General features: G+C 47.0%; 7 protein-coding genes and 2 pseudogenes. 2 read left to right on the forward strand and 7 right to left on the reverse strand.

Features of this window, described 5'->3' with window-relative positions:
* Positions 1 to 94 precede the first annotated feature (94 nt).
* Together purF and purL are read right to left on the reverse strand one after the other, a co-directional pair.
* Positions 95 to 1,594, reverse strand: coding sequence for an amidophosphoribosyltransferase (gene purF / locus V7L20_RS30045; protein WP_334747584.1), 1,500 nt, complete (start codon positions 1,592 to 1,594; stop codon positions 95 to 97).
* 155 nt (positions 1,595 to 1,749) lie between these two features.
* Positions 1,750 to 4,161: a phosphoribosylformylglycinamidine synthase subunit PurL gene (purL, locus tag V7L20_RS30050; protein ID WP_334747690.1), complete on the reverse strand. Its 2,412-nt coding sequence runs from the start codon at positions 4,159 to 4,161 to the stop codon at positions 1,750 to 1,752.
* A 501-nt stretch (positions 4,162 to 4,662) separates the two neighbouring features.
* On the opposite strand from purL, the gene V7L20_RS30055 reads away from it, so the two are divergent.
* Complete coding sequence (locus V7L20_RS30055; RefSeq protein WP_334747585.1) at positions 4,663 to 7,542, forward strand: beta strand repeat-containing protein; 2,880 nt, start codon at positions 4,663 to 4,665, stop codon at positions 7,540 to 7,542.
* Positions 7,543 to 7,564: 22 nt separating this feature from the next.
* On the opposite strand, the pseudogene V7L20_RS30060 reads toward V7L20_RS30055, so the two are convergent.
* The 4 genes and pseudogenes from V7L20_RS30060 to V7L20_RS30075 all read right to left on the reverse strand — a co-directional run.
* Positions 7,565 to 7,765, reverse strand: a pseudogene (locus V7L20_RS30060) (AIR synthase related protein); the annotation flags it as partial.
* A 48-nt stretch (positions 7,766 to 7,813) separates the two neighbouring features.
* A complete protein-coding gene (locus tag V7L20_RS30065) occupies positions 7,814 to 8,335 on the reverse strand; it encodes a transposase family protein (RefSeq protein ID WP_334747586.1) in 522 nt (173 codons plus the stop codon).
* Positions 8,305 to 8,715, reverse strand: coding sequence for a helix-turn-helix domain-containing protein (locus tag V7L20_RS30070; RefSeq protein ID WP_334747587.1), 411 nt, complete (start codon positions 8,713 to 8,715; stop codon positions 8,305 to 8,307). The genes V7L20_RS30065 and V7L20_RS30070 overlap by 31 nt, the downstream gene beginning before the upstream one ends.
* 43 nt (positions 8,716 to 8,758) lie before the next feature.
* Positions 8,759 to 9,112, reverse strand: a pseudogene (locus V7L20_RS30075) (AIR synthase related protein); the annotation flags it as partial.
* A gap of 472 nt (positions 9,113 to 9,584) precedes the next feature.
* On the opposite strand from V7L20_RS30075, the gene V7L20_RS30080 reads away from it, so the two are divergent.
* The gene (locus V7L20_RS30080; protein WP_334747588.1) at positions 9,585 to 11,315 is read left to right on the forward strand and encodes a hypothetical protein; all 1,731 of its coding nucleotides are present in this window, start codon (positions 9,585 to 9,587) and stop codon (positions 11,313 to 11,315) included.
* A 370-nt stretch (positions 11,316 to 11,685) separates the two neighbouring features.
* Here the strand turns inward: V7L20_RS30080 and V7L20_RS30085 are convergent, their stop codons facing one another.
* On the reverse strand, positions 11,686 to 11,925 hold the full coding sequence (locus V7L20_RS30085; protein ID WP_334747589.1) for a type II toxin-antitoxin system death-on-curing family toxin: 240 nt from the start codon (positions 11,923 to 11,925) through the stop codon (positions 11,686 to 11,688).
* Positions 11,926 to 12,120 lie beyond the last annotated feature (195 nt).

Here is a 12,120-nt window from a genome sequence, read left to right on the forward strand (position 1 = left end):
TGAGTGGAAATGGGGCATGGGGCATTGGTTATTAATTCTTCTGTGTCATCTCCTATTCCCTATTCCCTATTCCCCATTTCCCATTCCCCAATTCCTATACCACTACCTTTTCTAAACTCAATTTAGAACGCTTCACTTGCTCAGGAATCGCTACGGGATAATCTCCAGTAAAGCAGGCAGAGCAAAAATTATTGGGGTCTTCTCGTGTTGCTTCTAACATTCCTTCCCAACTGAGATAGGCAAGGCTATCTACTTCCAGTTGCTTGGCAATTTCCGCTACTGACTTGGTAGCAGCAATCAACTGATCCTGAGAATCGGTATCAATGCCATAGAAGCAAGGATGAGTTACTGGCGGGGAAGAGATTCGCATGTGTACTTCTATTGCACCTGCTTCACGCAAAGTTTTGACTAGTTTACGGCTGGTAGTACCCCGCACAATCGAGTCATCAACAATAATTACTCGTTTACCCGCCAGTACATCTTTGAGGGGGTTAAGTTTCATCCGAATACCTGACTCACGCATGGTTTGGGTTGGCTGAATAAAGGTTCTTCCAACATAGCGATTTTTAATCAGTCCCTCAGCATAAGCTACACCAGAAGCTTGGGAAAATCCGATCGCAGCTGGGATACCTGAATCAGGAACACCAAAAACAATATCGGCATCTACAAAGGATTCTTTAGCTATTTGATGTCCTAACCGCATCCGATAGCTGTACAAACTCTCGTTGTGCATGATGCTATCAGGGCGCGCAAAATAAATCATCTCAAAGATACACAATTTTCTCTGGGGCTGTTGACTCCAATGATAGGAAGCCAAACCTTTTTCAGTAATCCAAACTAATTCGCCTGGTTCTACATCTCGCAGGTATTCAGCTCCAATGATATCTAAACCACAAGTCTCCGAAGCCAAAACGTAACGGACTGGATTACCAGCCAAAGTGCCAATCACTAGGGGGCGAATCCCATTAGTATCCCGAACACCCATAACACCTTCAGGAGTGCCAATAACTAAACTAAAGGCTCCTTGGCAACGATGGAATGCCTGAATTGAACCTTTTAACCAATCTGCGCCATCGTTGATGGCTTCTGCGATCGCAAAAGCGATCATTTCTGAGTCTGTTGTCGTAACTAAGTTGTATTTTTTCTCAAGCAACTCTTGACGTAATTGCACCGTATTGACTAAATTGCCATTATGTGCTAGTGCTAATGAACCTAAACGAGTTTTCAACACTGCAGGTTGGGCATTAACTTTGCGGCTAGAACCTGTAGTTGAATAACGAGTGTGACCAACAGCAAGGCTACCAGGCAACTGATCCAAGATGGATTCATTAAAGACTTGAGACACCAAGCCCATATCTTTGTAAAGGTGTACTTGTGTACCCTCAAAGGTGGCAATACCAGCTGATTCTTGACCCCGATGCTGGAGGGCATACAATCCAAAGTAGGTCAGTTTAGCAACGTTCTCTCCTGGTGCGTAGACGCCAAAAACACCACAAGCTTCTTCTGGCTTGTCAGGCTGATTTTCATGACTATTGATTGGGTTGTTGGTCTGGTCGGGGTATTCATCCGAAGTGACAGAATGAATCGAAATCATGCTAGCTTTGCTCCTGGTGGGGGGGTCAAGTCACTGGGATTATGTGTATAGATAGTTGTAGCTTTCTTAATAAATCTTTAACCATCTATTAAAACAGTACCGTAATTCTGCTCATAGAGGCTAACAGTTCTGAGTGAAATCTAAATACTCAGGACTTAGGTAGTAGTGTGGATGGCAAGACGCCTAGTGATCGCGTGGGAATAGCGATCGTTCATATCTTCGATCCTAACTTTGATTAAGGCTTGGTTATCAGTAGTGAAAACCCCCAAACCCGTCTCATAATTATGAACCGTACCCAGTTTTTGCCACTCTTGATTCAGATGTTCCTGTAAGTATGATTCCCAAATTTCTTGTTGTTCTGATGCTACAGAAACAAAAATCCTGCCACCACCTTCGGCAAACAACACCTCATCCAATCTGTTTAACTGTGTTGGTGCTATTTCTAAATTGATTTCGGCACCAAGATTGCCAGAAATGCAACATTCTGCTATTGCGATCGCTAATCCCCCCTCAGCACAATCATGGGCTGAACGTACCCAACCATTACGAATTCCTTCACGACAAACTTTCTGGACGCGGCGTTCTAAGTCAAAATTTACCTGTGGTGGTTTTCCGGCAACAGTACCGTGGATAGTAGCTAAATACTCCGATGCTCCCAAACTGATTTTGGATGCCAGAGGCAATCCGAGAAGATAAATCACATCGCCGACTGCTTGCCAACCTTGACCACAAATTTTGGTGATATCGGGAATCAACCCCACCATACCAACTACTGGGGTGGGATAAATAGGTTGCGGGATGCCTTGGGCATCAAGAGTTTCATTGTACAAAGAGACATTACCGCCTGTAACGGGTGTTGCCAATTCTCGACAACCTTCTGCCAAACCGCGACAAGCTTCTGCCAACTGCCAGTAACCAATCGGTTTTTCTGGAGAGCCAAAATTCAGGTTATCCGTCACCGCCAGAGGTTCTGCACCTACACAGCTAAGATTGCGTGCAGCTTCTGCCACCACTGCCTTAGCTCCCTCGTAAGGGTCAAGATAAACATAACGAGGATTGCAATCTACTGTCGCCGCCACTCCTGATTTGAGATTTTGGACTTCGGCTTCTCTACGAGACGCTGCGCGAACGCTCAGTCGAACGATTTGAGATTTTAGATTGGGAATTTGTTCTAGGGGGCGCAAACGGATAACAGCCGCATCTGCACCACCTGGTAGTATTACTGTATTATTTTGTACTTGATGGTCATACTGACGATATACCCAGTTTTTAGATGCGATCGTGGGTGTATTCAGCAAAGTTAACAGAATATCATTCCAACTTTGCACCCCTTCTGAGAGTTCTATTCCAGCAGTTGTGCAAGGAGGTAAGGAATCAGGTGTCCATTCCCAAGCTTTACGTGCATATTCTGGCGGTTCTGTCAATAATTCCCGGTCATATAGTGGGGTATTCTCTGCTAAAGCTTCAGCAGGAATCTCTGCTGCTACTTCACCTTGAAAGAGAATCCGCACGATGGGTTCAGCGATGACACTCCCAGCGACAACGGCTTGCAGTCCCCAACGCTGAAAAATCTCGATTAATTCCTGCTCACGCCCCTTGTGGGCAACGAACAGCATTCGTTCTTGAGATTCCGAAAGCAGATATTCATAGGGAACCATCCCCCTTTCTCTGACGGGAATTTTATCTAAATCGAGTTCAATTCCCACACCGCCTTTTGCCGCCATCTCTGAGGTAGAACAGGTGATACCGGCTGCTCCCATATCTTGGGCAGCGACAACTGCACCTGTCTTAAACGCTTCCAGACAAGCTTCAATTAACGACTTTTCCAGAAATGGATCTCCCACTTGCACAGCAGGGCGATCATCTATTGACTGATCGCTCAATTCTGCACTGGCAAAACTTGCGCCTCCCATGCCATCGCGCCCAGTGGTAGAACCAACATACAGCACGGGGTTGCCTAAGCCAGATGCACCAGATTTGACGATTTCTGGTGTTTCCATTAATCCTAGTGCCATGACATTCACTAGGGGATTACCAGAATAAGCCAGGTCAAAGTAAACTTCGCCGCCAACGGTGGGTACGCCAACACAATTACCATAATGGGCAATTCCCGCCACTACGCCTTGGAACAGCCTTTGAGTTTTGGCATCTTCTAAGGAACCGAAGCGGAGTGAGTTTAATAGAGCAATGGGACGCGCACCCATTGTAAAAATATCTCTGAGAATGCCTCCTACTCCTGTTGCGGCTCCCTGAAAGGGTTCTACAGCTGAAGGATGGTTGTGGGATTCAATCTTAAAAGCTAGTTGGAGTCCGTCGCCCAAATCTACAACACCAGCATTTTCACCAGGTCCCACGAGAATGCGGGGGCCATCGGTGGGAAATTGTTTAAGTAGAGGTCGAGAATTTTTGTAACAGCAATGCTCTGACCACATCACCCCGAACATTCCTAGTTCGGCTTTGTTGGGATGACGTCCTAACCGACGGACAATTTCTGCGTATTCTTCTGGTTTAAGACCTTCAGCAGCGATTTCTTGCGGGGAAAAAAAAGCAGGAGATGTGGCGGTCATGGATAATAATGCACCAATTGTACAGAGCATTATTCTATCGATTTACTTGCCCTGTAGGTGCAGTTCTACGATGGTTCATAGCTAGATGTTAAAAATCAAGCAAGTAAATTTATCTATTTACTCGCTTGATTTTTGTAATACGTCTAAAAGGAGATTGTATTATATTCTGTAATAATGGTAATTATACTGAGAATTATAAAGTAATAAAATTTTGTTTTATAGTAATGTGCATAGATGATTTCCAGGTTATGGAAATGGCTATTAGCCTGTCAAACGAGCGATTATCTGAAGACAGAAAAAATTCATAGGAGGCGCTCGCAAGTTTTGATGCTCTGAAATCTGATTATTTAGTTGGCATTTTATTCGCCTGAAGTAACTTCTACAACGGCAGACTCAATCACTGAATGACTGTTGAAGAAAGGATTCTGGGAATTTTTTTGATAGACTACTCATCTCAATGAACAAACTGACCGTACTAATCTAATAAAGAGGATTTTGAACATGGCTAGACTTACTGTTCCACCAAATTTCATCGGTACCCCTGGTTCCGACACTTTAGTTGGGAAAGAGTTAAATGGCTCACCGGCAATTGGTATTGATATTTTAACTGGAGGTTTGATTTACACGCTTTCAGGGAATGACACCATTAAGGGCACAGGTGCTGCCAGCATCGGCGTTGCTCAGGGTGGAGAAGGGACTGGCATCGCCAACCGTGGCAATCTGAATACAGGGGATGGAGAAGACACGATTTCTGGCACTGGTACTGGCGGCAATGGCGGCAATCTTGACAGCAATTACGAGGGCGGCGGCGGTGGAGTTGGGACTGGTATCGCTAACAGTGGTAGTCTGAATACAGGGTATGGAAATGACGTAATTTCTGGCACTGGTACTGGGCGTAACGGCGGCAAGGGCGGCTACGTGGGAGGCGAGGGTGGATCTGGGACAGGCATTGCTAATAGTGGCAATCTCAATACAGGGGACGGAGAAGACACAATTTCTGGCACTGGTACTGGCGGCAACGGCGACAACAAGATCAACAGCGATGGCAACGGCGGCAATGGCGGAACTGGGACAGGCATCGCTAACAACCGTGGCATTCTAAATACAGGGGACGGAAACGACACAATTATCGGCACTGGTGCTGGTGGCAACGGCGGCATCGGCAGCAAGAATCCAGGCATCAGCGGCGTTGGCGGCTCTGGAATCGGCATCAGCAACAGTGGCGAACTGGATACCGGAGACGAAGAAGACACAATTATCGGCACTGGTACTGGCGGCAACGGTGGCAATAATACTAATGTCAGCTTTGATAGTAACGGCAACGGCGGCAATGGCGGAACTGGAACAGGCATCAGCAACAATGGGAGTCTGAATGCAGGGGATAGAAACGACACAATCATCGGCATCGGTGCTGGCGGGAACGGCGGTTCGGCCGGCAACGTTGAAGGCGTTGACATTGGTGTTGGCGGAACTGGGACAGGCATAGCTAACAGTGGCAGTTTGAATGCAGGGGATGGAGAAGACGCGATTTCCGGCACTGGTACTGGCGGCAATGGCGGCGGTGCCTTGGCTGGTGGCTCGTTCGGTGGAGCTGGGACAGGCATCGCTAACAGTGGCAGTCTGAATGCAGGGGATGGAGAAGACGCAATTTCCGGCACTGGTACTGGTGGCAATGGCGGCGATATCCTCGGGGGCAATGAGCCTGATGGCGACGGCGGAACTGGGACAGGCATCGCTAACAGTGGCATTTTAAATACAGGAGACGAAAAAGACACGATCACTGGCACAGGTACTGGCGGCAACGGTGGGTTTAATCTACGAGGCGGCGGCAGCAACGGCGGAGTTGGGACAGGCATCAGCACCAGTGGCAGTTTGAATACAGGCTATGGAAATGACACGCTCATCGGCACAGGTACTGGCGGCATCGGCGGTCCCGCTGGCAACGGCGGTGATACTGGCGACGGCGGAACTGGGATCGGCATCGCTAACAATGGCAGTTTGAATACAGAAGACGGAAAAGACACGATCACTGGTATCGGTACTGGCGGCAATGGCGGAAATGGTGTCGGCAGCGGCTACGGCGGAGATGGGATCGGTATCGCCAACAGTACCACTCTGAATGCAGGGAATGGAGAAGACACAATCACTGGCACAGGGACTGGCGGCAACAGCGGCGGTGGGGTCGGCGGCAACGGCGGAGTTGGGACTGGCATCGCTAACAGTGGCGAACTGAATGCAGGCGATGGAAAAGACACGATCACTGGTATCGGTACTGGCGGTAACAACGCCGATGCGGTCGGTGGCGACGGCGGAGTTGGGACTGGCATCGCTAACAGTGGCGAATTAAATGCAGGGAATGGAGAAGACACAATCACTGGCATCGGTACTGGCGGCAACTCTATCGTGAGCTTCTCGAACAACGTCAATGGTACTGGGATAGGCATCGCTAACACTGGCAGTCTGAATGCAGGGGACGGAAAAGACACGATTACTGGTACTGGTAGTGGCGGCAGCAGCGGCTCAGACGACATTTATGACTCCGATAATATCCCAGGCGGATCTGGGATTGGCATCAGCAACAGTAGCGAACTGGATACCGAAGATGGAGAAGACACAGTTATCGGTACAGGTACTGGCGGCAACGGCGGCATCAACAAGACTGAGTTCATCGGCGGCAACGGCGGAGTTGGTACTGGTATCAGCAACAGTGGCAAACTGGATACTGGAGACAGAGAAGACACGATTATCGGCATCGGTACTGGCGGCAATGGTGGCAAAACTATTAGCGGCATCGGCGATGTCGGTGCTGGAACCGGCATCCAGAACAATAAAGACGGCACCATCACTACAGGGTGGGGCAACGACACGATTACGGGTTATGGGAACAGTTCTGGAACAAACTCCACTGCCTATGGCATCGTCAACGATGGAGTCATTGATATCGGCAAGGGTTCTGACAAACTTACCGGACAGGCTACAGCAACAATTGGTGGTACTGCATACGGCATTTATGGACAAGGAATCATCAAGACTGGTGATGGCAATGACGAAATTATCTCCACCAGTATCCTAGATGGAGTTCAACAAAAAGTTTCTATCGGTGGCAGCATCAACATTGCTCTGGGCACTGGGGATGACTATTTCAAAGGATTTGGGGAAGCAACTGTTGATGCCGGAGACGGTTTTGACACACTCGATTTGAGAGCTTTCAATCGCTCTGAACTGATTGTATCTGGTGTTACTTCTGGCAATACCCTTAAAAGTGCCAATATCACTTTCAACAACAATAAAAACCCCATTAGCTTGTCTACGACTGGCTTTGAGAAATTTATCTTTGCAGATAGCTGTTTGTGTTACAGCACTTTAGCAAACGGGGCATAGGTTTGTTAATTCCCCTATCTCGTGTTTCCATTAATCCTAGTGCCATGACATTCACCAGGGGATTACCAGAGTAAGCCAGGTCAAAGTAAACTTCGCCGCCAACGGTGGGTATGCTAATGCAATTACCATAATGGGCAATTCCTGCCACTACGCCTTGGAACAGCCTTTGAGTTTTAGCATCTTCTAGAGAACCGAAGCGCAGTGAGTTTAATAGAGTTGTCGGGAAATAAAAGATAAGTGAGGCAATGCTGGTCTTGTAATTGGGATTCTCTTAAGCAGCCATCAAGTAGAAGTTCCATAATCCTGCTGCGGTCAGCATCAAATGGTCATCAAAGTTTTCAATCCGATTACGAGAAATGACACTGACGGCGTTGTAGCGCTTTAGACCAGCAAAGGCATTTTCGCAAACTACATGCGATTGACTCAATTGACGATTCTCCGTTTTTTGAAGGTCACTTAACTCGCCCCCTTTGGGCTTTTTGTCAGGGAGATGGAGATTGTCATACTGCTTCTGTAATCCCTGAAAGCCCGAGTCTACTTCAATCGGAATTTCATCAGGCACACTACCTGCAATGTCATCTTCCTCATGAAAACGTTTGTCATGCATTTTACCTTCTCGTGCTTTGCTTAAGATCAAGACCCGTTTGGTTTGATCAACTGCCGCCAAGTGTTTACGTGTATGACGTTTCTTTTTACCGGAGTAGTTGTGTTGTTGTTCTCTTTCTTGAGGTCGCGCAATTGGGGGTTCTGTCCCATCAATCATCACTCGTTGCACTCCTGGAGTGCGTGACAAAAATGCTTCAATGTTTTCGAGATGGCGTTCCGGCAGCGAGCGCCATCTTCTGTCCCAAAGCCGCTTCTAATATTTATTGGCTGCAATCGATGCATCCACTCATGTGCCTGGGAGCGATGCATATCAAAGAGCAGTCTTGCCACATCGAAGCTAGGATAACATTTGAAATAGAAAAGGATGAAAAACAATTTGTCTTGGGCTGTAAGTAAGCGGGCTTTGCGTCCTCCACTCAGGGCACGTTGGCGAGGCTTGGTCTGTTGAATATTAAGGTGCATTGTGGTAAAGGTAGGCAAAAGAGCATCAAATGCTTTCCTATTCAACCCAGTTAATGCCCTCAACGGCCGATCTTGCTTCAGCGCACCTTCAATATTCAGCATCATCCTTCCCTACCACTGCTGTCTATTCTCTCTTATTTCCCGACAAGTCTAATAGAGCAATGGGACGCGCACCCATTGTAAAAATATCTCTGAGAATGCCTCCTACTCCTGTTGCGGCTCCCTGAAAGGGTTCTACAGCTGAAGGATGGTTGTGGGATTCAATCTTAAAAGCTAGTTGGAGTCCGTCGCCCAAATCTACAACACCAGCATTTTCACCAGGTCCCACGAGAATGCGGGGGCCATCGGTGGGAAATTGTTTAAGTAGAGGTCGAGAATTTTTGTAACAGCAATGCTCTGACCACATCACCCTGAAGATTCCTAGTTCAGCCTTGTTGGGATAACGCCCTAACTGACGGACAATTTGTGCGTATTCTTCCAATCTTAAACCTTCTACGGCGATTTATTTGGCAAAAAAGGCTGGTTTTGAGCTTGCAGTCATGAAAATGCACTATCGGGGACAGATTGTTGCTAATTGTACAGAGCATTATTCTATCGATTTACTTGCCCTGTAGGTGCAACTTTACGATAGTTCATGGCAATACGGTACAGTTCAGCTAAATAAATCTACTTAAATAAATATCGTAAACGTCTAAAATCTAGATTAGAAATTCTGAAATCCTGCTACTATTATGCTGTTATTTGTGTAGTGTTACTTAGAAAGTAAGAAAATTTTCTTTTCTTTCTTTGTGCATAAAACCGACCATACTAATACCATTTCTTTGTGAGGCTGCGCCAAACTTTCTTTTCTTGCTTTATATCCTTTGCGCCCTATCTCTGCCTTAAGCCGCTTTGCGTCTATGCAGTTCGTTCCTTATATAATTTGGCGCATCTTTATACAGAATTGGTATAACCTAATTGAGAGGATTTTAATCATGCCTAGACTTACCGTTCCACCCAATTTCATTGGCATCGGGGGTGCAGATACTTTAATTGGAGAAGAGTTAAATGCATCACCAGCAATTGGTATTGATATTTTAACTGGAGGTTCCATTCGTACACTTTCAGGAATAGACACGATTACTGGCATCGCTACTGGCGATAACGGCCTTGAGCAGAGCAGCGACGGTGCTTCTGGGACAGGCATTGCTAACAGTGGCGGTATTGATGCAGGAGATGGAAACGACGCGATCACTGGCACAGGCAACGGCGGCAGTGGCAGTGGCGGCCTCAATGACAGCGGCAATGGTGCTTTTGGGACAGGCATTACTAACAGTGGCGGTATTAATGCAGGAAATGGAAACGACACGATCACCGGCACCGCTACTGGCGGTACAGGTGGTGGGGGTTACTTCGGCGGCGATGGTGGTACTGGAATCGGCATCGCTAACAGTGGCAATATTAATGTAGGAGATGGAAACGACGTGATCGTCGGCACCGCTACTGGTGGCGGCGGTGGTGGTGGTTATGTGGGCGGCGATGGTGGTACTGGGACAGGCATAGCTAACAGTAGCAGTATTAATACAGGCTCAGGAAAAGACACGATCACTGGCACAGGGAAGGGCAGCGACGGTGGCAACGACGGCGGCGGTGCCGGTAGTGGAACTGGTATCACTAACAGTAAGGAACTGGATACCGGAGACGGAGATGACACGATCACTGGCACAGGTACTGCCGGCAGCGGCGCCGCCGGCAACGGCGGCAGAAATGGCGCTACTGGAATCGGCATCGCTAACAGTGGCAGTATTAATACCGGAGACGGAAAAGACACGATCACTGGCACAGGTACTGGCGGCAACGGCGGCAGGGGGTTTTTTAACGGCGGTGATGGCGGTACTGGAACTGGTATCACTAACAGTAAAAAACTGGATACCGGAGACGGAGAAGACACGATCACTGGCACAGGTACTGGCGGCAGCGGTGGCGAAAAGGGCAACAATGAGGAATTCGGCAATGGCGCCAACGGTGGTACTGGGACAGGCATCACCAATAGTGGCAGTTTGAATACAGGGGACGCAAACGACACGATTACCGGCACAGGGAACGGCGGCAACAGTGGCACCAGTACTGGCGGCATCGGTGATGGCGGTGCTGGAATCGGCATCCAAAACACTAAAGACGCCACCATTACTACAGGGTGCGGCAACGACAAGATTACCGGTTATGGGAACAGTTCTGAAAAAAACGCCACCAGCTATGGCATCTTCAACGATGGAGTCATTGATACGGGCAAGGGTTCTGACAAACTTACCGGACAGGCATCTTCAACAATTAGTAGTACTGTTTATGGCATTTATGGACAAGGAATCATCAAGACTGGCGATGGGAATGACTCTCTTATCGCCACCAGTATCCTAAATGGAGTTCAACAAAAAGTTTCTATCGGTGGCGGGATCAAGATTGATCTGGGCACAGGGGATGACTACTTCAAAGGCTTCGGTGCTGGCACTGTTGATGGCGGGGACGGTTTTGACACTCTGGATTTGGGCGCTTTCAATCGCTCCGAACTGATTGTATCTGGTGTTATTTCTGGCAATACCCTTAAAAGTGCCAACATCAGTTTCAACAACAATGGAAACTCCATTAGCTTGTCCACCACTGGTTTTGAGAAATTTATCTTTGCAGATAGCTCTTTCTCTTACAGCACTTTGGCAAACGGGGCATAGGTTTGTTAATTCTTCTATCTCGTGTTTTAACAAAGTTTGGGGAGCAATGGAACGTCGACCCATTGTAATAATATCTCTAAGAATACCGCCTACTCCCGTTGCTGCACCTTGAAATAGCTCTATAGCTGATGGGTGGTCAGGGGATTCAATAGACCTCTTGCATATATGCTTAAATATCGTGTCATCTTGAGCAGAGCGAAACATCTGGTGAAATTATTCTCTCCTCTGCGTTTTGCTCAAAATGACATTGCTGATTTTTAACTTTTGGAAGAGTCATGAAAATGCACTCTGGGCGACAGAGCATTATTCTATCGATTTACTTGCTTCGCAGATCCAGTTTTAGAAATGCAGATAATTCTTCTTTGGATATTTATTTTTGGACTACTTGAATCACCAAGTTGTAAGCTTGCTCTTGAGATAAGTTCAAACTGTAGCCGTTTAAGGTTATGAAGGTATCCATAACCGCAAATGCAGTGCATTTATTGCTATCAATAAACAGATGGTTAATCGCTAAATGGTACAGGTATGCTGCTGCTTGCTCAACAATTGTAGGATAGAGAAGTTCGCCGCCAAAGATGGCTTGAGGTTGTGCCAGTGCTGAATTTAGCAACCCTTTCGTCCTTTAGCTTATCGCGCCATTGTGATTTACTCAATGAAGGCAACTGTAAAAACATTTAATTTTCTGGCCAATTAAGCTGAAGGTTGATAATTTGAGTAATTTTACTATTATCAAAAATCAAGGCATGTTTGTAAAACTTAGATTAACTAAATACAACATTCTTGAAGTAATAAAATGATTTTTTCT

The sequence above is a fragment of the Nostoc sp. genome (genome assembly GCF_036916735.1).
Classification (GTDB): domain Bacteria; phylum Cyanobacteriota; class Cyanobacteriia; order Cyanobacteriales; family Nostocaceae; genus Nostoc.

Bases quoted from the DNA above. Each gene is read 5' to 3' on its own strand.
- V7L20_RS30080 (WP_334747588.1), top strand. From the start codon at position 9,585: ATGCCTAGACTTACCGTTCCACCCAATTTCATTGGCATCGGGGGTGCA.
- V7L20_RS30070 (WP_334747587.1), bottom strand. From the start codon at position 8,715: ATGATGCTGAATATTGAAGGTGCGCTGAAGCAAGATCGGCCGTTGAGG.
- V7L20_RS30055 (WP_334747585.1), top strand. From the start codon at position 4,663: ATGGCTAGACTTACTGTTCCACCAAATTTCATCGGTACCCCTGGTTCC.
- purL (WP_334747690.1), bottom strand. From the start codon at position 4,161: ATGACCGCCACATCTCCTGCTTTTTTTTCCCCGCAAGAAATCGCTGCT.
- purF (WP_334747584.1), bottom strand. From the start codon at position 1,594: ATGATTTCGATTCATTCTGTCACTTCGGATGAATACCCCGACCAGACC.